The sequence below is a fragment of the Nonomuraea sp. B5E05 genome (genome assembly GCF_039880665.1).
In the GTDB taxonomy this organism is placed as follows: domain Bacteria; phylum Actinomycetota; class Actinomycetes; order Streptosporangiales; family Streptosporangiaceae; genus Nonomuraea.
On record NZ_JBDPMJ010000013.1, the window covers coordinates 138,009 to 162,619 of the forward strand.

The window sequence follows — 24,611 nt, forward strand, 5'->3', positions numbered from 1 at the left end:
AAAGGTCATCGCCGATGCACCGTAACCCTGCAGGCCATGACAATTCAACCGTTTGACCAATGCGGGTGGCCGCCCGCCGGGAGGGCCGCGCGAGGGCCACGCCTCAGTTCGCGTCCGACGTCGCCGACACGGGGAGGGAGGCCGCTTCGCCGTCCGCGGCACTGTCCGCCGGTGCCGGGCGGTGGTCGGGGGCCAGGCGGCCGAGCGTGATCGTGCCGCCGATGGTCAGCGCGCCGGCCAGCAGGGCGGGGATCGCCGTGGCCGGGGACGTGGGCAGCGGCTCGCCGAGCAGGATCGCCCCCGCGAGCACGGAGGTGATGGGGTCGACGACCTGCACGCCCGCGTAGGCGATGCCGAAGTAGCCGACCGCGTACGAGCGCTGGAGCAGCACCACCGCGCAGACCAGCAGCAGGGGCACGGCGAGGGTGAACCAGTGGACCAGCCGCCCCCAGTCGCCCTGCAGGCCGCCGCCGACCACGCGGACGAACGTGGACACGCTCGCGGTGACGGCCCCCGCGCCCACCGAGAGCAGCGCCGCCCTGGCCGCGCCGTGCGCCCGGCGCGCCATCAACTGCGTGACCAGGGTGACCACCCCGATCACGGCGATGAACCCGATGGCCGCGCCGTCGCTCAGGTGCGGCGGCACGTTGTGCTCAGGCACCAGCATCATGAGCCAGAGCAGGCCCACCGCCACGGCGATCGATCCTAAGATCTCCGCGCGGTACGGCCGGCGGCCGTACAGGAACGCCGCCAGCGGCACCGCGAACACCAGGGTGGCGACGCTGATCGGCTGGACGGCGACCAGCGGGGCGAAGCTGAGCGCCACCGCGTGCAGGCACGCGCCGGTGAAGCCGATGATGCCGCCGATCCACCAGCGAGGGCGCCGCACCAGCCTGAGCGAGGCGCCCTCGGAGACGGCTTCGTACTGCTGCAGCGCGGCGCCGAGCGCGTAGCCCAGCGCGCCGGCCAGAGCGATCAGCAGGCCGACCCAGGTCATCGCGGCCCGCGCAGGGGCAGGCGTCCTTTCAGAGGCATTGCTCCAGCTTAGGAGTCCAGCGAGCTTCTAGAATCCACCTTTAGGCTGATAAATCCACCTGAACCCATCCTGAACAGCACGAACTTGTGGCTCATTCTTGAGGCCGGTCAGGCCCTGCCGGCCCGCGCTAGGAGCGCTCGGGGCAGACACAGAAAAGGTGGCCCTCCGGGTCCTGGAGGACGACCCAGCCCGTGCCCTCCTCGGTGACGCCCGGCTGGAAGTCGGGCCTGGTCGCGCCCAGCGCGATGTACTCGCCGACCGCCTTCTCCACGTCCGCCACCCGGAAGTCCAGGTGGAACTGCTTGGCCGGGCCAGGCCACGCGGCCGGCTCGCGGTCGGGGTTCCTGCCGAAGTAGATGTTCGTGGTGCCGTCGCCCACGGCCGCGTACTCGTCCTCGGAGTACTGGATGTCCAGCCCCGTGACCTCGTGGTAGAACGCGGCCAGCTTCTTGGGCTCCGCGCAGTCGATGGTGACCGCCAGGAGCTTCGCTTTCGTCGTCATGGGCCGAGCGTTCCAGCCGTACCTGCCACCTTGTGTCAGGTACGGCGAAGGGCCGCGCCCGGATTCGCGCATCGTGCACGTCGCGCTCCTGCCCTCATCCGCTACGAACAGAGACTCCGTAAACCGGTAACAAAGCGGTTAACAGCTAGCGATCATTCATCGGTCAGCAAGCGGTCTACGACACCCTCTTCTAGGACAAGAAGGGTGATAAGAATGCCAACTAGCTCAGACCGTCTCTACGAGATCGACGGCCTCCGGCTACTGGCGGCGCTCTGCGTCGTGCTGTTCCACTACACGTTCTCCGGCTGGGCCGGCGACCACAGCCCGGTCGTCTTCGCCGCGGAGAGCGCCTGGTCCAAGTACGGCTACCTGGGCGTGGACCTCTTCTTCCTGGTCAGCGGCTTCGTGGTGTTGATGAGCGCATGGGGCAGGAGCCCGCGCGCGTTCGTGGTCTCGCGCTTCGTGCGGCTCTATCCCGCGTACTGGGTGGGCATCGCCGTCACCAGCGTGGTGACCGTGACGCTGGGACAGGGCGTGTTCGAGGTGAGCCTGCCGCAGGTGCTGGCGAACCTGACGATGTTCCAGTCGGTGCCGAACATCGCGAACGTGGACGTCGTCTACTGGACGCTCTGGGCCGAGATGCGGTTCTACTTCCTCATCCTGGCCTTCACCTTCATCGGCATGACGCGGACCCGGGTCATGATGGGGCTCTGGGCCTGGCTGGGGCTGACCTTCCTGGTGCAGGCGGGGCTGCTGCCGGGGATCGCCGACCTGGTCGTGCAGTCGGAGTTCTCCCACTACTTCATCGCCGGCATGGCGCTGTTCATGCTCTACAAGTTCGGGCTGAACGTGCAGATCGCCCTGCTGGTGCCGATCTGCCTGGGCAACGCCATCTACCGGGCCATCGGGTACGCCGATGCCGTCGGTGAACGGTACTCCGTGACGTACTCGCACGCCGTGATCATCGCCGTGGTCGTGCTGCTCTTCCTCGTCATGACGCTCATCGCGCTGCGCGCCACCCGGGGGCTGGGCAGGCCGTGGCTGGTGACGGCCGGCGCGCTGACGTACCCGCTCTACCTGCTGCACGCGCACGTCGGCTTCGTGATCTTCACCAGGGTGGGCGACTCCGTCAACAAGTACGTGCTGCTGTGCGGGCTGATCGTGGTCATGCTCGGCGCCGCGTACCTGGTGTACAGGTTCGTCGAGCGGCCGCTCGCGCCCAGGTTGAAGGCCATGTTGTCAGGTGGCGCGTCCGCTCACGTCCCCAGGCACGCCCAGCGCGAGACGTCCCGCCCGACGTCGGACAGGGTGAGCTGACTCTTCTGACAACCGGCCGGCACGCCGGGCATCCGGGCTCCGGGTGCGGATACGATCCCCGTCACGGAGAGTGAAGGGGGCCGGATGAGCGAGACCGACGAGCCGGAGTGGGCTCCGCCCGGAGTGGATCCCCGGCGGCCGAGCGTGGCGCGCGTGCACGACGCGCTGCTCGGCGGCATGGAGAACTTCGCCGCCGACCGCTCGGTGGCCCGCAAGCTGAAGGACACGGTGCCCGAGGTGGTCGACCTCGTCTGGTGCAACCGCGCCTTCATCGGCAGGGTGGTCGACTTCCTGGTCCGCGAGGCCGGCATCAGGCAGATCGTCGACCTGGGCGCCGGGCTGCCCACGATCGAGAACACCCACGAGGTCGCCCAGTTCGCCGACCGCGCGTGCAAGGTCGTCTACGTCGACGTCGACCCCATGGTGGAGCCGCACGCGCGGGCCCTGCTGGGCGCCAACCCCCACGCGGGCGCCATCACCGCCGACGCCCGCGACCTCGACGCCGTGCTCGGCCACCCGGTGTTGCGCGGCCTCGTCGACCTGTCCCGGCCGACGGCGATCATGGCGATCGGGCTGCTGCACCTCTTCTCCGACAAGGAGGACCCCCACGCCCTGGTCAGGAGGTACATGTCGGCGCTGGCGCCGGGCAGCTACCTCGCCGCCTCCAACATGCTCGCCTCCGCCAACCCCAAGGCCAAGGCGCTCGAGGTGATGTTGCAGGCCACCATGGGCGCCGGCTTCTTCCGCGACCGCGCGGCCATCACCGCGTTCTTCGACGGCCTCGTGCTGGTGGAGCCGGGGGTCGTGCACTTCCCCGAGTGGCACCCCGACGAGCGCGTCCCCGGGCCGCTCGCGCCGTGGGAGGAACTGCTCCTGGGCGGCGTCGCCCGCAAGCCGTGACTCCTCGTGACCCGGGTGACCGTCGCTGACGGTAAGGTGATCCCCATGCCGCGACGCATGCTCATCTGCTCTCCCCCGCCCGCCCGCTAGCGGGCGGCTCTCCTGACACTTTCCCGGGTCTGACAGATCCGTGGGTGGGTGCTGCCCGCACACCGGGCCCCTTTCCACCACTCCATCTGGAGCGATCTGTCATGACCCATGTCTCCGCGCGGCGGGGCGCCTTCTACGTGTCCATGGCCGCGACCGCCTGGGGCACCGGCGGCGCCGCGGGCTCCCTGCTCTTCCAGACCGGCCAGCTCGGCCCCGTCGGCGTGTCCCTGTGGCGTCACCTTCTCGGCGCCGCGTTCCTGTTGCTGATCGTCCGCCGTTTCGTCCTCGCCGACCACCTCGACTGGCGCGTGCTGCCGGTCGGGGCCGGCATGGCCGTCTACCAGACCGCCTACTTCGCCGCGATCGCCCACTCGGGCGTGGCCGTCGCGACCGTGGTGACGATGGGCGCGACGCCCGTCCTCACGGCCGTGGGCAGCCGGCTCTTCCTGCGCGAGCGGCTCGGCCGCGGCGCGCTCCTCGCACTGGCCGCCGCGCTGGCCGGGCTCGTCCTGCTCACGGTGGAGCCCGCGAACCACGCCGCGACTCCCTCAGCGGGCTCCCCGGTCGCCGGGGTCGCCTTCGCGCTGGCCTCCGCCACCGGGTACGCCGGGGTGACGTTGTTGTCACGGCGGCACAATGACCGCGACCCGCGGACCACCGCCATCGGCGGGTTCGCCGTGGCCGCGGTGTGCCTGGCGCCGTTCGCCCTGGCGGACGGCGTGGTGCCGGACCCGAGCTGGCCGTCGCTGGCACTGCTCGTCTATCTCGGCGCGGTGCCGACGGCGCTCGCGTACGGGCTGTACTTCGTGGCGCTGACCGCGCTGCGGGCCACCACGGTCGCCATCATCTCGCTCGGCGAGGCCGTGGGCGCGGCGCTGCTAGGCGTGGCGCTGTTCGGGGAGCGGCTCACGCCACTCGCCTGGACCGGCTGTGCCCTGTTGCTGGCCGCGGTGACAGTGCTCGCTCTCCGGGCCGAAGCGGGGTGACTCGGGCGGGAGCGTTGTGACGGTACAGGCCGCCGGATGAGTTAAGGTCCGGTACGGCGGCGCTTGCCGTATCGTCGCTCCGCTCCCACCCCTTGGCCGAGGGAACGGTCTCGGCGAAGCGTGCGTTGGAGGAACTGTGGCGTCAATCTCGGGAATGCTGAGGAACCTGCTGGATCGCCCGGGCGGAGTTCCTCTGGCCCCCTACCAGAAGATCGTCAAGGCCGCCGGAGCGCGAGCCGCCAAGATCGGCGAGCTCGACGAGCTGCCCAAGCCGGAGATGGACGATCTGGCCGGGTTCTGTGCCATCGTGCGCGAGGCCGCGGATCGCGAGCTGGGGCTGCGCCCTTACGACGTGCAACTGCTGGGCACGCTGGCCCTGCTCGACGGCAAGGTCGCGGAGATGGCGACCGGCGAGGGCAAGACGCTCTCCGGCGCCATGGCCGCGGCCGGCTACGCGTTGCAGGGCAAGCGCGTCCACGTGATCTCCGTCAACGACTATCTCGCCCGGCGCGACGCCGAGTGGATGGGGCCGTTCTACGCCGCGCTCGGCGTCAGCGTGGGCTGGATCGGCCAGAACTCCACGCCTGAGGAGCGGCGCGAGGCGTACGCCAAGGACGTCACCTATGGCCCGGTCAGCGAGATCGGGTTCGACGTGCTGCGCGACCGGCTGCGCACCGACGCCGCCGAGCCGATCGTGCCCGCACCCGAGGTGGCGCTGGTCGACGAGGCCGACTCCGTGCTCGTCGACGAGGCCCGCGTGCCGCTGGTCATGGCCGGCGCGGCCGACCCCGGCAACGCGGTGCCGGAGATGGCGGCGCTGGTCAGGCAGCTCGTACGCGGCTACCACTACGAGATCGACGAGCAGGCGCGCAACGTCTACCTGACGCCCAAGGGCGCCGACAGCGTGGAAAACCTGCTGGGCGTCGAGCTCTACGACGAGCACGAGCCCGGCACCCTCATCGAGCTCAACCTGGCCCTGCACGCCCATGCCCTGCTCGCCCGCGACGTCGACTACATCGTGCGCGACGGCAAGGTGCAGCTCATCAACCCTTCGCGCGGCCGGGTGGCGCTGCTCCAGCGCTGGCCCGACGGCCTGCAGGCGGCCGTGGAGGCCAAGGAGGCGCTGCCGCCGAGCGAGAAGGGCGAGATCCTCGACTCGATCACCGTGCAGGGCCTCATCCGCCGCTATCCGCAGATCTGCGGCATGACCGGCACGGCCGTGGCCGTCAGCGAGCAGCTCGGCGAGTTCTACAGCCTCAAGGTCGCGGTGATCCCGCCCAACCGGCCGTGTGTCAGGACCGACGAGCCCGACCGCATCTACCCGACCGTGCCCGACAAGGACGCCGCCCTGGTCGAGGAGATCCAGGAGGTGCACGCCACCGGCCGGCCGATTCTCATCGGCACGCTCGACGTGGCCGAGTCGGAAAACCTGGCCAAGCTCCTCCAGCGCCGCAGCCTGGAGCCGGTGGTGCTCAACGCCAAGAACGACGCGGAAGAGGCCGCGATCATCGCCAAGGCCGGCGAGCGCGACGCCATCACGGTCTCCACCCAGATGGCCGGCCGCGGCACCGACATCCGTCTCGGCGAGGGCGTGGCCGAGCTGGGCGGCCTCTACGTGGTCGGCTCAGGCCGCCACGCCAGCAGCCGGCTCGACGACCAGCTGCGCGGCCGGGCGGGCCGCCAGGGCGACCCGGGCGGATCGGTCTTCTTCGTCAGCATGCAGGACGATCTGATCACCCAGTTCGTCCCCGACGAGCGGCCGCCCGCGGCCGACCCCGACGGCATCGTCCGCCACCGGCGCGGTGCCTACCTCGTCGGCCACGCCCAGCGCGTCGCCGAGGGCGTCAACCTGGAGATCCACCGCAACACGTGGCGCTACACCCGCCTGCTGGAGCACCAGCGCGAGCTCATCCTCGAGTGGCGCGACAAGGTCCTGCACGGCGACGCCGCCTCCAAGGCGCTGGCGAAGGCCGACTCCGAGCGCTGGGAGTCGCTGCCCGAGGACACCCGTGACGAGACGGCCCGCCAGATCGTCCTGCACGCGATCGACCGCTGCTGGACCGAGCACCTGGCGTTCCTGACCGACCTGCGCGAGGGCATCCACCTGCGGGCGCTGGGCCGGATGAGCCCGGTCGACGAGTTCCACAGGGAGGCCGTGGCCGAGTACAAATCGCTGCTGGCCGAGGTGGAGCGGCGCTCGCTGGAGTCGTTCGAGGCGCCCGAGCCCGATCTGCGGCGGCCCACGGCGACGTGGACCTACCTCGTCCAGGACAACCCGTTCGGCACGGAGTGGGACCGCATCCTCAAGCGCGTCACCGCCGCCACCCGGCGCGGCTGAGCGCGTCACAAGAGACCGTCAGGGCCACTTGGGGTCGCCCGACGGCACGACCGGCCCTTCCAGCACGCCGAGCCGCTCCAGCAGGGTGAGGAACGTCATCGCGTACGGCGAGTCCTCGATCACGGCCGCGACCCGCGGCCAGTCGACCTGCTCGCGCAGCGCGCGCACCTGCGACAGCAGCGCGCCGTAGTCGCAGGCGTGCTCCGACAGCGGCAGCAGCCACGAGATCACCAGGTCGGTGGCCTCCAGCACGGGAACGATCACCGCCGACGCCTTCAGCGGCTCGGCCCTGTCGAGCAGCTCGTCGGTGATCGCCAGGTCCGACACCCGGAAGATCAGATCCACCAGGCGGCCCTCGTCGTACGCCTTGACCAGCCAGTCCTCCGGCGGCTTGGCCGTCTGGAAGCCCAGCCCGCGCAGCGCCTCCAGGGCGGCGGGCACGTCGTGTTCGGTGACCACGAAGTCCACGTCGTGCAGTGACGGCGCGGCCCCTCTGGCGTAGGCGGCGCAGCCGCCGGCCAGCGCGAATTTCACTCCGGCGTCCTTCAGCCCGGAGCTGGCGCGCTTGAGGGTGTCGAGGATCGCGTCCGTGACCGCGTGACCGTGGCTGCTCATGGTTTCGGGCTACCCACACGATCCTCCACTAGGCGTTTGTGTTATGGGGCCTCTCATGCGAGTACGCCCTGGGCGGCCCGCACGCACAAGGTGTCGCGGCGGCTGGCGAAGGACCTCGTCACCAGCCCGCTCCGGGCGCCGTTCGCCGCCTCATGAATGACGCGGCGATAAAGGCGCCGCCCGATGTTTCTCCTTCTCGCCTCCGAGCGGAAAAAGATGTTAAGCGGCCACCCCTCAGGGCAGAGGCGGAGTCATGGCTACTTTGCTCTGGATCATCGCGGTAATTCTCGTCATCTCCGGGATCTATGTGATCCTGGCCCGCCGCGACCTCCTCTGGGGGATCGTGCTCATCGTGCTCGGTTTCCTGGTCGGGCCCGGCGGTGTCAGCATCTTCAATGTCTAGGGGCGCCACCCGCATGGCTCCCCGCTCGACCCGGCCGCTGGGCCGATCCCCGAGAATGGCCCAGCGGTTCTCCTTGCCGGAATAACGCAACAAACAATCGGAGTACGCGTACGTTCTATGTGCGCGGAGAAACTGAGTCCAGACTGTTCATTCCAACCCCGGTCCGTCATCACACCCGGAAAGTTCTACATCGCTGACGGAAACCGCCCGCTCGGTGGTCGCCGGCAGCCGTCGTGAGGCCACCGAGCTGGGCCTCCGCAGCGGACTGCGCAGCGTCTCCACCGCCCCCAAGCAGGGCCACCGGCGGCACCTCACCGGGCTCAACTCGTCCTGCCGGGCGGTGGCCTTCAACCTGCGGGTCAGAACCCGTTCTCGTATTCAAGGCAGTAAACGCCGTACGCCCGGCCGAGCACCGGCAGGGCCACGTTACGCACCCGGATGCCGCCCGGCGTCATGCCCTTCGGGCTGCCCTTGTGCGCGTGCCCGTGGAGGATCAGATCCGCGCCGGCCGTGTCGACGGCCTCCGCCAGGAGATAGCTGCCGAGGAAGGGGTAGATCTCCGGCGGCTCGCCCTCCAGAGTCTCCTTGACGGGCGAGTAGTGCGACAGCACCACGCGCTCGTCGGCCACGATCTCCTTCAGCGCGACCTTCCACGCCTCGGCGATGTGGCGGGTGTGGGCGACGAAGTTCTTGATCTCGCGCTCGCCGAACTCGCTGGCGCACTTGCCGGCGAACCCGCCGCCGAAGCCCTTCCCGCCGACGATCCCCAGCTTCGTGTCACCGCACTGGAGCACGACGCCGTCGTCGTCGAGCACGATCACCCCGGCGTCGCGGAGCTCATCCGCGATCTCGTCCTGCAGGTCGGAGTGGTAGTCGTGGTTGCCGAGCACGGCGACGGCCGGGATCGGCAGGTCGCGCAGCTCGTCGGCCACCACCTTGCCCTCCTGCAGCGTGCCGTGCCTGGTGAGGTCGCCCGCGAGCATGAACACGTCGGCGCGCTCCTCGATGCCCTCCAGCCTGCGCCGGTAGTGGCCCCTGCCGTCCTCGCCCAGGTGAATGTCGCCCACTGCGGCGATGCGCAGGTCAGTCAAGATGCTCATCCTCTCCTGGCTCGGTGGCGTCCACGATGTTGATCTCGTTGTGCACGCGGAGCTCGGGCGCGGTCTCGTGCGCCACCTGGCCGAGCCGCGTGCGCTGCTCGGCCTCGCTCACCTGACCGCGCAGGAACAGCTGGTCGCCTCTGATGTCCACGCGGATGCCCAGCTCGTTGGTGCGCCCGTCCTCGGCCAGCGCCTGCTGGACGCGGGCCGCGACATACTGCGGAGCCTCCATCACTGCCTCCTTCCCTGTCGCCGCATTCCCGGGTATAAACCCATCAAACGGCACGAATTAGGTCTATAACCGCCCGTTCCACAGTGCCCGCCGTGGCCAGCTGCCCGAAGTCGGCGTCCGCCCCGAGCTCGGTCAGCACCGCCGTGATGGTCCTGTCCCGCTCGTACGCCTCGACCACGCGCGGATCCACGTACGAGGCGCGCGCCACGGTGGGGGTGTTGCCCAGGTACTCGGCGACCTCGCGCATGACCCGCACGATCGCCTTCTGCTTCTTCGTCCGCCCCTCCGCGACAGCCGGCCTGGACACCGCCAGCCCCACGGCGGCCAGCACCGTGGCGTGCCAGGTGCGGAAGTCCTTGGCCGTGACCTCGTACCCGATGGTCTCGCGCAGGTAGTCGTTGATGTCCTCGCTCCTGATGTCGCTCCAGCCGCCCGCGTTCCGGTAGCGCAGCAACTCACCGTCCTCCCCGAGCGCCTTGAGCGACCTGAGCACCCGGCACGCCCCGGGATCGGCCAGCTCGACCTCGCGGGCGATGTCGCCCTTGGCCGGGTAGGAGCAGACGACGACGCCGCGGGTGCAGGTGACGTGCTCCATCCTGAGCGTGGCCAGCCCGTAGGTGTCGTAGCTCTCGCCGCCGATGCGGAAGAAGCCGATGTCGAGCAGGCGGGCGGCGGCGGCCAGCACCCGCTGCCGGGTCAGGCCGCGGCCCTGGAGCTGGTCGTCCACGGCCTTCCTGAACGCGGGCAGCCGCTCGGCCACCTCCAGCACCCGGTCGAACTTCTCCCGGTCCTGCTGCTCGCGCCACACGTCGTGGTAGCGGTACTGCCTGCGCCCTGCCGCGTCCGTGCCGACCGCCTGGAGGTGCCCGTCGGGTGAAGCGCAGATCCACACGTCTTTCCAGGCCGGCGGGATGGCCAGCGACTTGATCCGCTCCACCGTGGCGCGGTCGCGCACCGGCCGGCCGTCCGGGGCCACGTAGGAGAACCCCCGGCCGCACCGCCGTCGTACGATCCCCGGCTCGTTCTGGTCGCTGGTCCGCAGGTCGGGACCGCCGGCGCGGGGTCGCGAATCCACGTTCGGGTCGGGCTCGGGCACCGGGCACGACTACCCAGGACGTTACCTCGCAAACGGGACGGGCAGGTGAGCGGCATGTCTGAACATGGAGAGTGGCACGAGGAGAAGTCCAGCAGAGGTCACGCCATGGTGCCCGCCACCCCGCGCGACGTGGTGCACATCAGGGTGGGCTCGTTCCTGCTGGTGTTCCTGTTCGCGGTCGCGGTGCTCGGGCTCATCGCGGGCGCCCCGGTCATGACGGGCATCGCAGCCGTGCTGGCGGTGCTCACGGTGGTCGACATCACGCTGGCCGTACGCCGCCAGAAGCAGCGGAGCGACGGAGAGGCGGGCTGATCTCGACATGGCGCGGTTGAGCGGGCGAGTAGTGGTGGTGACGGGCGCGAGTGGCGGGGTCGGGCGCGCGGTCGCCCGCGAGCTCGGACGGCGGGGGGCCAGGGTGGCCCTGATCGCCAGGGGCACGGCCGGGCTGGGCGCGGCCGCGGTGGACGTGGGGGTCGAGGGAGGCAGTGGGCAGGTCTACGAGGCGGACGTGGCGGACTATGACGAGGTGCGCAAGGCCGCCGAGAAGATCGAGGCGGAGATGGGCCCGATCTCGGTGTGGATCAACACCGCTTTCTCCTCCGTCTTCGCGAAATTTAAGGACATCTCCCCCGAGGAGTTCAGCCGTACGACGGCCGTCACCTACCTCGGCTACGTCTGGGGCACCAAGGTGGCCCTCGACCTGATGCGGTCGCGCGGCACCGGCGCCATCGTCCAGACGGGCTCGGCGCTCTCCCAGCGCGGCATCCCGCTGCAGTCCGCCTACTGCGGCGCGAAACACGCGATCAAGGGCTTCTCGGAATCGGTCCGCACGGAGCTGCTGGGGGACGGGAGCGACATCCAGGTCACGCTCGTCCAGTTGCCCGCCGTCAACACCCCCCAGTTCGAGTGGGTGCTGTCCAAACTCCGCCGCCATCCCCAGCCGGTCCCCCCGATCTACCAGCCCGAGGTCGCGGCGCGGGCGATCGTGTACGCCGCCGAGCACCCGGAGCGCAAGGAGTACTGGGTGGGAATGAGCACCGCGGCCACCCTCCTGGCCCAGCGCGTGGCTCCGGCCCTGGTGGACCGCTATCTGGCGCGAACGGGAGTGAGCTCGCAGCAGACGGACGAGAAACCCCCCAGCGACGTGTCCAACCTCTGGGACCCGGCCGACGAGACGACGGACTACGGCGCCCACGGCACCTTCGACCAGCGCTCCCACGCGCACAGTCCCCAGGTCTGGCTCTCCTGGCACCGCCGCCCGGTCCTGCTCACGCTGGCCGCGGGCACGGCCGCCGGCGCCCTCGCCGCCCTCGGCCGGCGCCTGCGGCGCTGACCGTCCGCGACAGCGCCACACACGACGGGGGCCGCCCGCTTTGAGCGGGCCGGCGGGGGTAGGGCGGGCCGAAACTCTCCAGGAGGTCATGATGGCCGAACACGATCTGCAGTTCCTGGCGGAGCTGGCGGCACAGCTGCGCGTCGACTCCGTCCGCGCCGCCGCCGCGGCGGGCTCGGGACATCCCACGTCATCCATGTCCGCGGCCGACCTGATGGCCGTGTTGTTCGCGAGACACCTCCGCTACGACTTCGACCGGCCGGACAACCCGGCCAACGACCACGTGATCCTGTCCAAAGGGCACGCCTCTCCCCTGCTGTACTCGCTCTACAAGGCGGCCGGTGCCATCGGTGACGAGGAGCTCCTGACGTTCAGGCGGCGCGGCAGCCGGCTGGAAGGGCACCCGACACCGCGGCTGCCCTGGGTGGACGTGGCCACCGGCTCGCTCGGGCAGGGGCTGCCGGTAGGCGTCGGGGTGGCGATGGCCGGGCGGCTGGAACGGATGCCGTACCGGGTGTGGGTGCTCTGCGGCGACAGCGAGCTCGCCGAGGGGTCCATCTGGGAGGCCGCCGAGCACGCGGGCGGCGAGGGCCTGGCCAACCTGACCGCGATCGTCGATGTCAACAGGCTCGGCCAGAGGGGACCCACCCGGCACGGGTGGGACACGGGCGCGTACACCCGTCGCTTCGCGGCGTTCGGCTGGCACACGATCGAGATCGACGGGCACGACCCCGGCGAGATCGACTTCGCTCTTCAGGACGCCTGCAAGACGCGCAGGCGCCCCACCGTCATCCTGGCCAAGACCCGCAAGGGCGAAGGCGTGCTGGAGGTCGAGAACCGCGAGGGCGCCCACGGCAAGCCGCTCAAGGACGCCGATAAGGCCGTCGACGAGCTGGGCGGGCCGCGGGACGTACGCGTCACCGTGCGCAGGCCGGACGCGGCCGAGCCGTACCGGTTCGGCTCCGGCCCGCTGGAGCTGCCCGCGTACGAGGTGGGCGAGCAGGTCGCGACGCGGACGGCGTACGGGGAGGCGCTGGCGGCGCTCGGCGCGGCCCGCGGCGAGGTCGTGGCGCTGGACGGCGAGGTGGCCGACTCCACCAAGACCGAGGCCTTCGCGCAGCGCTTCCCCGAGCGGTTCTTCGAGATGTTCATCGCCGAGCAGCAGCTCGTCGCCGCCGCCGTCGGGATGCAGATCCGCGGATGGATCCCGTACGCCGCCACGTTCGCGGCGTTCCTGACCAGGGCGCACGACTTCATCAGGATGGCCGGGGTCAGCCGGGCGTCGATCCGGCTGATCGGGTCGCACGCCGGGGTGTCGATCGGCGAGGACGGCCCCTCGCAGATGGGGTTGGAGGACCTGGCCATGATGCGGGCCCTGTACGGCAGCACCGTGCTCTACCCGTGCGACGCCAACCAGACGGCCTCGCTGATCGCCGAGATGGCCGGTGTCGAGGGCGTGTCCTACCTGAGGACCACGCGCGGCAGCACGCCCGTGATCTATCCGCCGGGCGAGCGGTTCCCCGTGGGCGGGTCACGGGTGCTGCGGCAGTCGAGCGGCGACCGGGCCACGATCGTGGCCGCCGGGGTGACCGTGCACGAGGCGCTGGCGGCGGCCGGAGAGCTGGAGACGGCAGGGGTCCCCGTGGGAGTGATCGATCTGTACTCGGTCAAGCCGGTCGACTCGGCGGTGCTGGTGGAGGCGGCCACCACCACGGGCAACCTGATCACGGTGGAGGACCACCGGCTCGAAGGCGGGCTGGGCGACGCGGTGCTGGACGCCGTCAGCGAGCTCGGGCCGCGCGTGGTGAAGCTGGCCGTGACCGAGCTGCCGGGGTCCGCAAAGCCGGAGGAGCAGCTCGCCGACGCCCGCATCGACCGCCGCGCGATCGTGGAGGCCGTCAAGCGGCTGCTGTGACCCGCTCAGCTCGAGCTGCTCGCACGTCCGGACGCTCGGACGTGCGAGCAGGTGTGGGGCATGGAAAGGCCGGCGGTCGAGGGGGTGGCGCGGTGCCGCCTCGCTCTCCCGCCGGCCTCGTGACGAGCCGGCCGCCTCCGGTGCCGGTCAGCGAGCCTTCGCCGTGGCCTTCCTGTTGGCCTTCTTGATGGCCGACACCAGCTCCTGCTTGGTCATCTTCGACCGGCCGCGCACGCCCAGCTTGGCGGCCACGCCCTGCAGGTGTTCCTTGCTGGCGTTGGCGTCGACGCCCTCGGCCGTCCTGCCGGACCGGTCCGTGGCGCCCTTGTCGGAAGGACCCTTCTTCGACTTCGGCTCCCAGTGGTCGCCGACCTTCTCGAAGGAGTGCTTCAGCGCCGCGAACGCCGTCATGTGGGCGCGCCGCCCCTCGCCGTACTCCTGCACTGCCGAGTCGTGCGCCTTGATCCACGTGTTCTGCGCCTTCTTCGGCGAGCGCCTGATGGTCGACGGCAGTTCTTCGACTGCTGGCATGTCGCTTCACCTCCTACAGCGGTGGGTCGTTGTAGTGACGCCGCTCCTCGTACACGGTCGTCCTTCTGGTCTCGGGCTCCTCGTAGATCTCGTGACGGTGGACCGGCTCGTCGATGGGGCCGACCGCCCGGCGGGTGACGCGGATCCGGTAGATGCCGAACCCGAGTCCGACCAGGCCTCCGAGCATGAGGACCAGACCCACTACGTTGATGTCGAGGCCGGCGAGGTCGAACTCGACGGCCCAGGTGAGGATCGCACCGAGCATGATGAGGATGATGCTTCCGGCGATGGTCATCTGATTTACCTCCTTAACAAGAAGGACCTCTATCCACATGTCGAAAAACAAACCAGTCGTGGTGATCGGGCTCATGGGATCGGGCAAGACGACGGCGGGCGTGCTGATCGCCGAGGCGCTGGGGCTGGGGTTCAGCGACAGCGATCCGTTCCTGAAGTCAAGGTACGGCGGCACCGCCGCGCAGATCGCCGCCCGCGAGGGCGCGGCCGCGCTGCACCTCTACGAGGCCGAGCACGTGCTGCTCGAACTGGCCGGCCCGCCCAAGGTGATCGCGGCGGCGGCGAGCACGGTCGAGGACCCCGAGGTCCGGGCGGCCATGCGGGCCGCGTTCGTGGTCTGGGTCGACGCCCCCGACAAGGTGCTGGCCGAGCGGATGCGTTCGAGCGATCACCGTCCCGACTTCGACCCGGCGGCCATGCGGGCCCGCCGCGAGGGCTATTTCCGTGAGGTGGCGAGCACGGTCTGCGACGTCAGCGAGCTCAGCCCCGAGCAGGTGCGCGACAAGGTGGTGCGGGAAATGGGTTTGCCCGCCGGTGATCGCGACCGATAGGCAAGGGAGATGTTCGCCGAGAAACCCGTGCTTGAGGGTGCGCGCGTGACGCTGCGCCCGGTCGGTCCCGAGCACGCAGAAGGCCTGTATGAGCTGGTTCGCGACCCGGAGGTGCGGCGGCTGACGGGCTCGCACGGCGAGTTCGACTTCGAGGGCGCCCGCCGGTGGTGCGCGAGCCGGGCGCAGCACGCCGACCGGCTCGACCTGGCGATCATGACCGGCGACGGTTACGCGGGCGAGGTGGTCCTCAACGCGCTCGACCCCGCCAACCTGTCCTGCAACCTGCGCATCGCGCTGATCGGCCCCCGGGCGTTCGGCAGGGGCTACGGCACGGAGGCCATCGAGCTGGTCCTCGGGCACGCCTTCGGCACGACCCCGCTGCACCGGATCGAGCTGGAGGTCTACGCTTTCAACGACCGGGCACGACACGTCTACAAGAAGATCGGCTTCGTGGAGGAGGGCGTGAAACGTGACTCCCTGTTGTGGGGCGGCACATGGCACGACTGCGTGATCATGGCGATACTCCGCCCCGGATGGCAGGCAAGATCCGGAAGCCTGGCATAATGATCATGACGCATGGGTCCCCCGAGGCGCGCGGGGGACCTGTCGCGTCATTTCGGACAACCATTGGACGGTGTCGTGCATCTAAGCATCAGTGACGATGCGCTTGGTGCCTGGTGACCCCGAGAGGCTTGGCGGCTACTGGCTGGCCGCCAGGCTCGGCGCGGGCGGGCGCGGCGTCGTCTACGACGCCTACGACGACGACGGGCGCAGGTTCGCCGTCACGGTGCCGCGCGGCGAGGCGGAGCCCGAGTCGCGGGGCGAGGCGGGGCGCCGGTTCGAGCGGGTGACCTGCCGCCACCTGGCCGAGGTGGTCGACGCGGGGGTCGACGGCGGTGTCCCCTATGTGGTGAGCGAGTTCGTCGACGGGCCCGACCTGCGGCAGGCGATCGCCCTGCACGGGCCGTACGAACGCGACGAGCTGCTGGCACTGGCCGGCTCGCTGGGGGCCGCGATCGACGCGCTGCACGAGGCGAAGCTGACGCACCAGGGGATCAACCCGGAGAGCGTGCTCCTGGCCGCCGGGGGTCCCAAGGTGATCGAGCTCGGCCTGCCCGCCTGCCGGCCGGTGGGCGAGACGTGCACCTACCTCGCTCCTGAGGTCCTGACCGGGGAGGAGGCGGGCGCGCCTGCCGACGTGTTCGCCTGGGGCGCGGTGGTGGTGTACGCGGCCACCGGGCGAGATCCGTTCCGCGGCGAGAGCCTGGGCGGCATCATGCACCGGCTGCTCACCTTCGACCCCGACCTGAGCGGCCTGCCCGAGCCCCTGCGCGGCCTGGTGGGACGGGCCCTGGCCAAGGATCCCGCCGACCGGCCGGCGGCGGCCGAGCTGCTGATCGGGGCCGGAGAGGTGCTGCGGCCCCCGGAAGGCCACGCGCGTGCGCGCTCGCTCGGCGAGGTGGCCGAGGAGGTCTACCAGTCGCTCACGCCCCGGCAGCAGGAGGAGGTGCCCGGGCTGCTGCTGCGCCTGCTCGACGGCGACAACCCGCACGACGAGGGCGACGTGCTCGGCTCCCTCATGGACGCCGGCCTGCTGGTACGCCGGAGCATGCGCGTGGCGCCGGTCGAGACGTCCATGGGCAAGCTCGTGGCCCTCAGCGACGACCGGGTGGCCCCGGCCAGCGCCGCGCTCTACCGCGCCTGGCCCAGGCTGCGCGGCTGGGCCGCGGACGAGCGCGAGAGCATGCACGTGCACCGCCGGATCCGGCTGGCCGCCCGGCAGTGGTCGGAGCACCAGCGGGGCCGAAGCCGGCTCCTGCGCGGCGAGACCCTCGACTCGGCGCTCGGCTGGGCCGCGACCAAGCGCCGCCACCTGCGGCTCAACCAGCTCGAACGCGACTTCATCAACGACAGCGTGGCCCTGTCCAAACAGCGCAGGAAGCTCCTCACCCCCTCCGTGGCGACGCTCGGCGCGCTGCTGGCCGCGGCGGTGATGATGTCCGTGGTGTCCGTGTACGGCCAGTACGACCTGCGCGACCGGCTCCTCGACGCCGACGCGCGGGCCGTGGCCGCCAGGGCCGAGGCGATGCGGTCGAGCGACCCGCGCACGGCGATGCGGCTCAGCGTGGCCGCCTGGCGGTTGTCACCCGTCTTCGAGGCGCGGGCCGCGCTGCAGGCCTCGCTCGTCCAGCCGGAGCTGGGCGTGTTCACCGACCCGGCCGCCGACCTGCGGGCCCGCTACCTGCTGCGCGGCGACGAGCTGATCCGGTGGGACACCGGCACGGTCACCGTCTGGGACATGGCTCGGGGGCGGCGGCTCGCCTCGTACCGGCTTCCCGCGGGGAGCGTGACGCTGAGCGACGACGGGCGCTACGCGGAGGGGGCGGGTGGGCGCCCGTTCGACGTGACGACCGGCCGGCCGCCGTCCCCGGCCGCCACGTTCGCGATCACCAGGGCCGGCAGGACGCGGGTCTACCGGGGGACGCAGGTGCTGTTCGACGTCGCCGACCGCACGGTGGCGCTCGCCCGTGACGGGTCCAGGGCGGCGTTCTCCCGGCTGGACGGGCGGGTCGAGCTCTGGGAGCTGGCGCCGAAGACCCGGACGGGGACGATCGAGGTCCAGCCGCTCACCGGCCCGGGCGCCGCGGCGCCCGCCCTCGCGTTCAGCCCTGACGGGACCACGCTGGCCGTGGCGGGGCGCGAGGGTGTCACGCTCGTCGCCGCCGCCCGCGCCGCCGCCCGCACGCCGCGCTCCCAGCCCTCCGGGCCGCTGACCACCGCCACAGCCCCGCCGTCCCCCGTGCCTTCCGCCCGGCCTTCCACTCCGCCTTCCTCGCGCCCCTCCGCCCTGCATTCCTCCTCACCCGCCGGCGCGCCCTCCACCCCGCCCTCCTCGGTTGAGAACCCGCCGGCCACGGGCGACGGACGTCCCTCCACCGGCGCCCTTCCCGGCGGCGGCGGCGTACGAACCTCCCCGGAGGGGCGACCGGGTGCGGACAGCGTGCGGTTCTCGCAGGTGGAGGTGCCCGGCGAGGAAGGCACGAGGCCTGGCGGTGTCGACGGGGTCAAGAGTCCCAGCCCCGAGAACGGCGCGGAGATGTTCCGTGCGGAGGAGCAGCGGGCACCGACCGAGACCGGCACCCTGACCCTGGGCACGGTGGACGGCCCGCTGGACGGACCGCCCGTCTTCAGCCCGGACGGCCGCCTGCTGGCCCTGCCGGGCTCCGGCGAGGTGCGGGTCTGGAACGTGGCCGAACGCCGTGTCTCCGGCTCCTACCCGCTCAAGGCCCCCGGGCAGGGCCTGGCGTTCTCCGCGGACGGGCGCAGCCTGCGTTACCTGAGCGGCACCGGCTCGGTCGTCTCGCTGGACGTCGCAGGTCTCCCCGCCCCCTCCGACGCGGGCCACACCGCCACCTTCAGCGGCAACGGCCGGTTCGCGGCCAAGGAGGTCGGCGACACGATCGAGCTCACCGACACCGTCGCGGGCAGGACGCTCGGCCGGATCGCCGCCGCCGGCGACCTGGCCTTCGACGCGGGCGGGCGCCTGCTCGCCGTCACGGGCGACCCGGTGACCGTGTGGGAGGTGGCCGGCGCCAGGCAGGTGACCTCCATCGACGCGGGCGGCGACGTACTCGCCGTGGCGCTCTCCCCCGACGGCGGCACGCTGGCCACCGCCCGCGGCAGCACCCTGGAGACGTGGGACGTGCGCGAGGGGCGGCGGATCAAGGTGTACGAGGGCGCGGGAGACCTGGCGCTGGCCTTCTCCCCCGACGGCTCGACGCTGGCCGCGGGCGCCAACCTTCTCGACCTCCGTACCGGCGGGATCACCCCGCTCGACCTCGCGGCGGCGCGGAACGCCCGGACCACGCCGACCGCGCTCGCCTTCTCCCCCGACGGCCGCACGCTGGCGTTCGGGCTGGACGGCGGCCGGGTGCTCCTCTGGGACGTGCACGAACGCGAGCCGCGCGGCACCATCGGCGCCGGCACGACACCCGTGGACGAGTTGCGCTTCTCGCCGAAGGGCGACCTGCTGGCGATCGACGCCGCCCGCACGTCGCTCTGGGACGTGCGGGCGCTGCGCGAGGTGGGCGAGCTGGGATCGTGGGCCGCCGGACCGGCGTTCAGCCAGGACGGCAGGCGGCTGCGCGGGGTGGCACTCGATGGCACCGTACGCGAGACCCCGGTCGACCCCGCGCTCACGGCGCAGGAGGTGTGCGCCAGGGCCGACGGCCCGCTGAGCGAGGCTGAGTGGAGCCGCCTCATCCCGGAGAGCGGCTACAGAGACATCTGCTGACTCGGGCGACAAGCCGGCGACCAGAGAACGCAAAGCGGTCCCGCCCATGCTGGCCGCATGGACACCGTGCGAATCCCAGCCGTCGCCCCCCGCCAGGACGGGGAGCGCGAACCCGACCTCACGTCGATGTACGTCATCCACCGCGCCATGCTCGCCGACCTGCGGCGGCTCATCGACGTGCTGGGCGGGACCGCCCCGCTCACCGGCGCCAGGAACCGGGCCGCCCGCGCGTACGCGGCCTCGGTTCTGACCGAGGTGCACCACCACCACGCCAACGAGGACGACCTGTTGTGGCCGATCGTGGAGCGCACGGCCGGCCACGCCGTGGACCTCAGCCCGTACACCGACGACCACCAGGCGCTCGGCCCCGTGCTCGACCGCTGCCGCGCCGCGCTGCACGGCGACCGCCACGTGCTGAAGCGCGCCCTGGCCGAGCTGGTCGAGTTCCTGGACGAGCACATCGCGGAGGAGGAGTCCGACCTTTTCCCGATCATCTCCAGGTTCGTGCCTTACGAGGCCTACGCCTGGACGGAGAGGCAGGTCGCCAAGCGGGCGTCGTTCGGGCAGCTGTGCTTCACGGCTCCGTGGCTGCTGCGCCACGCCACCGAGGACGAGGCGGAGCGGCTGCTGGCGGGCGCGGGCGCGCCGCTGCGGGTGCTGGTCGCCCTGGTCAGAGGACGGTACGCCAGGCGCGAGCGCGCGGCCTTCGGTTAGTCGTCAGGGAACATCCTGAGCGCCTTTGTGCATGAGGAGCAGATTATCCTCCCGCTGTCAGGCACTCGTGGCCAGCGCGTCCGCCTCGACCCCGTACTGGAAGGGCAGGCCCTGGGCGTATCTGGCGAGCTCGTCCATCGCCAGGTCGGCGATGCGCCCCAGCTCGCCGCCGAGCGAGCCGGCGATGTGCGGCGTGAGCAGCACGTTGGGCAGGTCGTAGAGGGGTGAGCCGGCGGGCGGCACCTCGGGCTCGGTCACGTCGATCACCGCGTACAGCCGGCCGCCGGACAGCTCGGCGACGAGCGCGTCGTGGTCGACGAGCGCGCCGCGGGCGGTGTTGATCAGGGTGGCGCCGTCACGCATCCGCGCGAGGCGGGCGGCGTCGACGAGGTGCCTGGTCTCGGGGAGCGCGGGCGCGTGCAGGCTGATCACGTCGCACCGCTCGAACAGCTCGTCGAGCTCGACGTGCGGCACGCCCAGGTCCTCCGTCAGGTAGGGGTCGGCGACGAGCACGTCGAGGTCGAACGGCCGCAGCAGCTCGATGACCCGCCGGCCGATCCAGGAGGCGCCGACGATGCCGATCGTGCGCCGGTAGTTGCCGAACCCGGGGAAGAGGCCCTCCAGGTCGAGGGACGTCCGCTGCTCGCGGTAGAGCCTGGCGATGTCCAGCACGCGCTTGTTGGCGAACAGGATCGAGGCCAGCGTGTATTCGGCGACGGGTTCGGCGTTGGCCGCCGCCGCGGAGGAGACGAGGATGCCGCGCTCCCAGCACGCCTCGGTGACGTGGTGTTTCACGCTGCCCGCCGCGTGTACGATCGCCCGCAGCCGCGGCGCCCTGGCCAGCACGTCGCCGGTGATCGGCGGGCACCACCAGCTCGTGCAGAGCACCTCGGCCTCGGCCAGCGCGCCGGCCACGGCCGGGTCGGCGAAGTCGTCGGCGACCAGGCCGGGGTCGGTGTCGGCGATGGCGGTCAGCCGGTCGCGCGCCTGCCCCGTGAAGAGCCGTCCCGCCACCTGCCGCCCCATGGCGAGCAGGGTTTTCGGCCGCACCTCAGTCATGACGCTCCCCCCGATGGTGATCCGATCTTAGCGTTTCACCACGAGTTCGCCCATTTCGCTCATCAGCGGGGCGGGGTCAACCGTGCGCGGGCGGCGTCCATCCAGAGCCGGACGTTCGCCCGTTCACCGACCTCCAGCGCTTCCCGGTAGTGGGGTTCCTGCGGGCGCCCCAGGAAGGCGGCCAGGTCGCCGAGCACCTGAGCGGTGGGCCAGACAGCCAGGTAGCCGGTGCTCCCCACGGGCTCGGCCGAGAGCGGCAGCAGCGCGTCGTACGCCCCCTGCGCCCGCCCTCGGTCACCCAGGGCGACACCGAGCAGTCCCCGGACGGCGGTCAGCAGGTGCCAGAAGTAGTCGCGCCGGACGGGAGGCGGCTCGGCGGGCACGAGAGCGCGAGCCTCGCCGGCCCGGCCCGCGTGGCAGAGCGCGAGCGCGTACAGCTCCAGCCACTGTTCGCGCCACGGCCCCGCCGTCGCGAACGGCTCCAGGTCGGGCAGGATCGCCGTGAGGTCGCCGCGCATCAGGCACATGGCGTACCTGCTGAGCAGCAGCAGCCCTGCCTCGTGCTGCCACATGCCGAGCCGGCCCGCGAGCTCGGCGGCGGCACGATAGCGGGATTCGGCGGTGTCGAAGTCACCGGCGAGCGCGGCGCGCAGGCCGTCGTAGAAGCCGGTCACGGCGAGGGGCAGCGGCATGTCATGAAGGTCGGCCAGCTGCCTGGCCCTCGCGGCGTGCCGGTCGGCGACGGCGAGCTCGGCGCGGTTGATGGCGGCCTGCATGAGGACGAGGTGGCCGAGCACCTCGACGGTCACGTCGGAGCCCGACAGGCGCAGCAGTTCGCCGCCGATCCGGGCGCGTTCCGCGTGGCCGCCGTACCGGAAGGTCTGGTGCAGGCGGCCGTTGAGGGCGAGCACGAGCAGCGCGGGGTCGCCGAGGCGGCGGGCCATCGCGACGGCCTCCTGGGAGGCGAGGTAGCCGCGTTCGGTCGGCTCGCCCTCCAGCTCGAACGCCAGCGTGGTGAGCAGCCGGCAGCGGGTCGTGCCGTCGCCGGGCGGCAGCCGGGTCAGTGCCTGCTCGACGGCCTCGATCAGGGCGGTGTCGAGGGTGCCGTACTCGCGGCTGCTCCAGAACGTCGGCACCTCGAACGAGACGATCACCCGGGCCAGCAGGTCGGGGTCGTCCAACGGCAGCGCGTCACGGAGCGCGCGTTCCCTGTGGGTGCGGGCCGTGACGAGCCGGCCGGTGTTGGCCAGGGCGGACACCAAGGACAGGGTGAGCTCCAGGCGCCGGCGCGGGTCGCCGGTCGCGTCGAGCGCCTGCTGCCAGAGCGCGGCGGCCTCGTGGTGGGCGAAGCGGCGCTCGGCCTGCTCGGCGGCGAGCCCGGCGTAGCGCGCGGCCCTGGCCGGGTCGGCGGCTGAGGCGGCGTAGTGGTGGGCGAGCGCGGCCACGTCGCCGGGGTCGTGCTCCTCGATGGCCCGGGCCACGCGCAGGTGCAGGCGGGCCCTGCGGATGCGGGACAGGTCGTCGTAGAGGGTGTCGCGGATGAGCACGTGCGCGAACCTCAGCCGCCCCGCCTCCGGCTCGGTCAGCAGCCCGGTGACCAGCCCCGACTCGACGGCCGCCAGCACGGACTCCTCGTCGGCGCCGCTGACGGCGGTCAGCACGTCGATGTCGCTCTCGCGGCCGATGACCGCGCTCTGCCGCAGGATCGTCTGGGCCTGCGCGGGCAGCCTGGCCACGCGGCGGCGCAGCACGTCACGCACGCCCGCGGGCACCGCGGCCGCGCCCTCCGCGTCGAGCAGGCGCGCGGTCTCCCTGACGAAGAACGGGTTGCCGCCGGTGCGCTCGGCGACCTGCGCGACCGTGGCGGCGTCCGCCGGACGGCCGCAGGTCAGGCGGATCAGCTCGCCCACCTCGGGCGCCGCCAGGCCGTCGAGCTCCACCCTGTACGGCTCGCGGGCGGCGATGGCGGCCAGCGCGTCGGCGAGGTGGTCGTTCGGCTCGGTGTGCCGGTAGCCGCCCGCGACCAGGACCGGCAGCCCGGCGCTGGCGCCGATCACGTGGGTGAGCATGGCCAGCGTCTCGGCGTCGGCCCGGTGCAGGTCGTCGAGCACGAGCAGCAGTGGCCGCCCGATCGACGTGACGAACGCGCCGACCGCCCGGTGCAGCCGGAACCTGGCCCCCGGGACGTCGCCGCGCACCGGGGTGTCGGACAGCAGCGGCGCGAGCGCCTCAGGATCTCCGGGCGGGAAGCGGGCGGCGAGCTCGCGCAGGAGCTCGGCCCAGGCCCAGCCGGCGGGTGCGCCCTCGTGCTCGGGGCAGCGGCCCCACCCGACGGTCCAGCCCCTGGCCTCCAGCGTGTCGCGCACCTGCTCCATGAACGCCGTCTTGCCGGCGCCTGGCTCCCCGCTGACCAGGACGACGCCGCCGTCCAGCGCGGTCACGCCTTCGAGTTCGGCGCGCCTGCCGACGTACGGCTGCGCGACCGCGGCGGGGCGCGCGGCGGGGGCGGGCGGCGGCGCGGCCTCGCTGAGGTGCGCGGCCTGGGCGAGGATGTCCTCCTCCAGCCGCCGCAGCTCGGGGCCGGGATCGACGCCGAGCTCCTCGGCCAGGTGGGCGCGGGCCCTGCGCAGCGCGCCGAGCGCCTCACCTTGCCGGCCGCAGCGGTAGAGCGCCCTGGCCAGCAGCGCCCACACCGCCTCGCGCAGCGGGTGCTCCCCGGCCAGCCGTTCGAGATCGGGTACGGCCCCCGCCGCCCGGCCCAGCCGGATGACCGCGTCGGCGTGGCGTTCGATCGTGGACAGGCGCAGCTCCTCCAGCCGCCCCGCCTCGGCGTCGGCCCAGTGGGCGCCGGCGAACTCCTGGTAGGCGGGGCCGTGCCAGAGTGCCAGCGCCTCGGCCAGCCGCTCGTGGCCGGCCGCCGGGTCGCTCACGATGCTCTCGAACCTCCACGCGTCCACCGCCCCCGCCTCCAGGCGCAGCGCGTATCCGGGTGGCTGGGTGACGAGCACGCCGGCGGGCGCTCGGGGCGACCTGCCCGGTTCCAGGGCCCGGCGCAGGTTCGACACGTACGACTGGACGGCCGCGAGCGCCTTGGGCGGCGCCTCGTCGGCGTAGAGGTCGTCGATGAGACGGTCGACCGGCACCACCCGGCCACCGGCGGCCAGCAGGCGGGCGAGCACGGAACGCTGGCGGGGCCTGCCCAGCGCGACCGGCTCGCCGTCGAGATGGGCGGCAAGCGGGCCGAGCACGCGGAAGGTCAGCACGATGCTGACACGGTACGACAGCACCGCGCCCGAGCGAACGGC

General features: G+C 71.9%; 22 protein-coding genes. 12 read left to right on the forward strand and 10 right to left on the reverse strand.

What is annotated here, in order from left to right; all coding sequences use genetic code 11:
* Positions 1–103: 103 nt before the first annotated feature.
* Together ABGB01_RS24565 and ABGB01_RS24570 are read right to left on the reverse strand one after the other, a co-directional pair.
* A complete protein-coding gene (locus ABGB01_RS24565; RefSeq protein WP_347775893.1) occupies positions 104–997 on the reverse strand; it encodes a DMT family transporter in 894 nt (297 codons plus the stop codon).
* Between the two features lie 166 nt (positions 998–1,163).
* Positions 1,164–1,538: a VOC family protein gene (locus tag ABGB01_RS24570; RefSeq protein ID WP_347775894.1), complete on the reverse strand. Its 375-nt coding sequence runs from the start codon at positions 1,536–1,538 to the stop codon at positions 1,164–1,166.
* Positions 1,539–1,751: 213 nt separating this feature from the next.
* Here ABGB01_RS24570 and ABGB01_RS24575 point away from each other — a divergent pair, with 213 nt between their 5' ends.
* The 4 genes from ABGB01_RS24575 to secA2 all read left to right on the forward strand — a co-directional run bounded on the left by ABGB01_RS24575 (position 1,752) and on the right by secA2 (position 7,169).
* Positions 1,752–2,855 carry an acyltransferase gene (locus ABGB01_RS24575; protein WP_347775895.1) on the forward strand — a complete coding sequence of 368 codons (1,104 nt, stop codon included), beginning with the start codon at positions 1,752–1,754 and terminating at the stop codon, positions 2,853–2,855.
* Between the two features lie 84 nt (positions 2,856–2,939).
* Complete coding sequence (locus ABGB01_RS24580) at positions 2,940–3,755, forward strand: SAM-dependent methyltransferase (RefSeq protein WP_347775896.1); 816 nt, start codon at positions 2,940–2,942, stop codon at positions 3,753–3,755.
* 191 nt (positions 3,756–3,946) lie between these two features.
* Positions 3,947–4,831, forward strand: coding sequence for an EamA family transporter (locus tag ABGB01_RS24585; RefSeq protein ID WP_347775897.1), 885 nt, complete (start codon positions 3,947–3,949; stop codon positions 4,829–4,831).
* Positions 4,832–4,985: 154 nt separating this feature from the next.
* On the forward strand, positions 4,986–7,169 hold the full coding sequence (secA2, locus tag ABGB01_RS24590) for an accessory Sec system translocase SecA2 (RefSeq protein ID WP_347775898.1): 2,184 nt from the start codon (positions 4,986–4,988) through the stop codon (positions 7,167–7,169).
* 18 nt (positions 7,170–7,187) lie between these two features.
* Here the strand turns inward: secA2 and ABGB01_RS24595 are convergent, their stop codons facing one another.
* Positions 7,188–7,784, reverse strand: a complete 597-nt coding sequence (locus tag ABGB01_RS24595) for a nucleotidyltransferase (protein WP_347647063.1) — start codon at positions 7,782–7,784, stop codon at positions 7,188–7,190.
* 253 nt (positions 7,785–8,037) lie between these two features.
* Here ABGB01_RS24595 and ABGB01_RS24600 point away from each other — a divergent pair, with 253 nt between their 5' ends.
* Positions 8,038–8,187 (forward strand): GPGG-motif small membrane protein, encoded by a 150-nt coding sequence (locus ABGB01_RS24600; RefSeq protein ID WP_165959640.1) that lies wholly within the window; start codon positions 8,038–8,040, stop codon positions 8,185–8,187.
* A 359-nt stretch (positions 8,188–8,546) separates the two neighbouring features.
* Here the strand turns inward: ABGB01_RS24600 and ABGB01_RS24605 are convergent, their stop codons facing one another.
* From ABGB01_RS24605 to ABGB01_RS24615, 3 genes are read right to left on the reverse strand one after another with little or no spacing between them, the layout of a single operon-like run.
* Positions 8,547–9,287, reverse strand: coding sequence for a metallophosphoesterase (locus tag ABGB01_RS24605; protein ID WP_347775899.1), 741 nt, complete (start codon positions 9,285–9,287; stop codon positions 8,547–8,549).
* Positions 9,271–9,519 carry a BON domain-containing protein gene (locus ABGB01_RS24610; RefSeq protein ID WP_347647055.1) on the reverse strand — a complete coding sequence of 83 codons (249 nt, stop codon included), beginning with the start codon at positions 9,517–9,519 and terminating at the stop codon, positions 9,271–9,273. Before ABGB01_RS24610 ends, ABGB01_RS24605 begins: the two co-directional genes overlap by 17 nt.
* A 43-nt stretch (positions 9,520–9,562) precedes the next feature.
* Positions 9,563–10,615, reverse strand: coding sequence for a DNA topoisomerase IB (locus ABGB01_RS24615; protein WP_347775900.1), 1,053 nt, complete (start codon positions 10,613–10,615; stop codon positions 9,563–9,565).
* 54 nt (positions 10,616–10,669) lie between these two features.
* Between ABGB01_RS24615 and ABGB01_RS24620 the strand changes: the two genes are divergently transcribed.
* The 3 genes from ABGB01_RS24620 (at position 10,670) to ABGB01_RS24630 (ending at position 13,863) form a co-directional block, all read left to right on the forward strand.
* Entirely contained in the window at positions 10,670–10,927 is a 258-nt protein-coding gene (locus ABGB01_RS24620; protein WP_347775901.1) for a hypothetical protein, read from the forward strand.
* A gap of 7 nt (positions 10,928–10,934) precedes the next feature.
* Entirely contained in the window at positions 10,935–11,948 is a 1,014-nt protein-coding gene (locus ABGB01_RS24625; RefSeq protein WP_347775902.1) for an SDR family oxidoreductase, read from the forward strand.
* A gap of 91 nt (positions 11,949–12,039) precedes the next feature.
* Positions 12,040–13,863, forward strand: a complete 1,824-nt coding sequence (locus ABGB01_RS24630; protein WP_347775903.1) for a transketolase — start codon at positions 12,040–12,042, stop codon at positions 13,861–13,863.
* Positions 13,864–14,010: 147 nt separating this feature from the next.
* Here the strand turns inward: ABGB01_RS24630 and ABGB01_RS24635 are convergent, their stop codons facing one another.
* Complete coding sequence (locus ABGB01_RS24635; protein WP_347647050.1) at positions 14,011–14,394, reverse strand: ChaB family protein; 384 nt, start codon at positions 14,392–14,394, stop codon at positions 14,011–14,013.
* 13 nt (positions 14,395–14,407) lie between these two features.
* Positions 14,408–14,689 carry a hypothetical protein gene (locus tag ABGB01_RS24640; protein ID WP_347775904.1) on the reverse strand — a complete coding sequence of 94 codons (282 nt, stop codon included), beginning with the start codon at positions 14,687–14,689 and terminating at the stop codon, positions 14,408–14,410.
* 37 nt (positions 14,690–14,726) lie between these two features.
* Here ABGB01_RS24640 and ABGB01_RS24645 point away from each other — a divergent pair, with 37 nt between their 5' ends.
* The 4 genes from ABGB01_RS24645 to ABGB01_RS24660 all read left to right on the forward strand — a co-directional run bounded on the left by ABGB01_RS24645 (position 14,727) and on the right by ABGB01_RS24660 (position 20,247).
* Complete coding sequence (locus ABGB01_RS24645) at positions 14,727–15,239, forward strand: shikimate kinase (protein WP_347775905.1); 513 nt, start codon at positions 14,727–14,729, stop codon at positions 15,237–15,239.
* 45 nt (positions 15,240–15,284) lie between these two features.
* Complete coding sequence (locus tag ABGB01_RS24650; RefSeq protein WP_347775906.1) at positions 15,285–15,803, forward strand: GNAT family protein; 519 nt, start codon at positions 15,285–15,287, stop codon at positions 15,801–15,803.
* Positions 15,804–15,900: 97 nt separating this feature from the next.
* A complete protein-coding gene (locus ABGB01_RS24655; RefSeq protein WP_347775907.1) occupies positions 15,901–19,533 on the forward strand; it encodes a serine/threonine-protein kinase in 3,633 nt (1,210 codons plus the stop codon).
* A 57-nt stretch (positions 19,534–19,590) separates the two neighbouring features.
* Entirely contained in the window at positions 19,591–20,247 is a 657-nt protein-coding gene (locus ABGB01_RS24660; protein WP_347775908.1) for a hemerythrin domain-containing protein, read from the forward strand.
* 57 nt (positions 20,248–20,304) lie between these two features.
* On the opposite strand, the gene ABGB01_RS24665 is transcribed toward ABGB01_RS24660, so the two are convergent.
* Entirely contained in the window at positions 20,305–21,306 is a 1,002-nt protein-coding gene (locus ABGB01_RS24665) for a hydroxyacid dehydrogenase (RefSeq protein WP_347775909.1), read from the reverse strand.
* A gap of 62 nt (positions 21,307–21,368) precedes the next feature.
* Entirely contained in the window at positions 21,369–24,593 is a 3,225-nt protein-coding gene (locus tag ABGB01_RS24670; protein ID WP_347775910.1) for a BTAD domain-containing putative transcriptional regulator, read from the reverse strand.
* Between the last annotated feature and the right edge of the window lie 18 nt (positions 24,594–24,611).

Excerpts from the sequence above, each read along its gene's own strand:
- ABGB01_RS24565 (WP_347775893.1), bottom strand. The coding sequence starts at position 997 with ATGACCTGGGTCGGCCTGCTGATCGCTCTGGCCGGCGCGCTGGGCTAC.
- ABGB01_RS24570 (WP_347775894.1), bottom strand. The coding sequence starts at position 1,538 with ATGACGACGAAAGCGAAGCTCCTGGCGGTCACCATCGACTGCGCGGAG.
- ABGB01_RS24575 (WP_347775895.1), top strand. The coding sequence starts at position 1,752 with ATGCCAACTAGCTCAGACCGTCTCTACGAGATCGACGGCCTCCGGCTA.
- ABGB01_RS24580 (WP_347775896.1), top strand. The coding sequence starts at position 2,940 with ATGAGCGAGACCGACGAGCCGGAGTGGGCTCCGCCCGGAGTGGATCCC.
- ABGB01_RS24585 (WP_347775897.1), top strand. The coding sequence starts at position 3,947 with ATGACCCATGTCTCCGCGCGGCGGGGCGCCTTCTACGTGTCCATGGCC.
- secA2 (WP_347775898.1), top strand. The coding sequence starts at position 4,986 with ATGCTGAGGAACCTGCTGGATCGCCCGGGCGGAGTTCCTCTGGCCCCC.
- ABGB01_RS24595 (WP_347647063.1), bottom strand. The coding sequence starts at position 7,784 with ATGAGCAGCCACGGTCACGCGGTCACGGACGCGATCCTCGACACCCTC.
- ABGB01_RS24600 (WP_165959640.1), top strand. The coding sequence starts at position 8,038 with ATGGCTACTTTGCTCTGGATCATCGCGGTAATTCTCGTCATCTCCGGG.
- ABGB01_RS24605 (WP_347775899.1), bottom strand. The coding sequence starts at position 9,287 with ATGAGCATCTTGACTGACCTGCGCATCGCCGCAGTGGGCGACATTCAC.
- ABGB01_RS24610 (WP_347647055.1), bottom strand. The coding sequence starts at position 9,519 with ATGGAGGCTCCGCAGTATGTCGCGGCCCGCGTCCAGCAGGCGCTGGCC.
- ABGB01_RS24620 (WP_347775901.1), top strand. The coding sequence starts at position 10,670 with ATGTCTGAACATGGAGAGTGGCACGAGGAGAAGTCCAGCAGAGGTCAC.
- ABGB01_RS24625 (WP_347775902.1), top strand. The coding sequence starts at position 10,935 with ATGGCGCGGTTGAGCGGGCGAGTAGTGGTGGTGACGGGCGCGAGTGGC.
- ABGB01_RS24630 (WP_347775903.1), top strand. The coding sequence starts at position 12,040 with ATGGCCGAACACGATCTGCAGTTCCTGGCGGAGCTGGCGGCACAGCTG.
- ABGB01_RS24635 (WP_347647050.1), bottom strand. The coding sequence starts at position 14,394 with ATGCCAGCAGTCGAAGAACTGCCGTCGACCATCAGGCGCTCGCCGAAG.
- ABGB01_RS24640 (WP_347775904.1), bottom strand. The coding sequence starts at position 14,689 with ATGACCATCGCCGGAAGCATCATCCTCATCATGCTCGGTGCGATCCTC.
- ABGB01_RS24645 (WP_347775905.1), top strand. The coding sequence starts at position 14,727 with ATGTCGAAAAACAAACCAGTCGTGGTGATCGGGCTCATGGGATCGGGC.
- ABGB01_RS24655 (WP_347775907.1), top strand. The coding sequence starts at position 15,901 with ATGCGCTTGGTGCCTGGTGACCCCGAGAGGCTTGGCGGCTACTGGCTG.
- ABGB01_RS24660 (WP_347775908.1), top strand. The coding sequence starts at position 19,591 with ATGGACACCGTGCGAATCCCAGCCGTCGCCCCCCGCCAGGACGGGGAG.
- ABGB01_RS24665 (WP_347775909.1), bottom strand. The coding sequence starts at position 21,306 with ATGACTGAGGTGCGGCCGAAAACCCTGCTCGCCATGGGGCGGCAGGTG.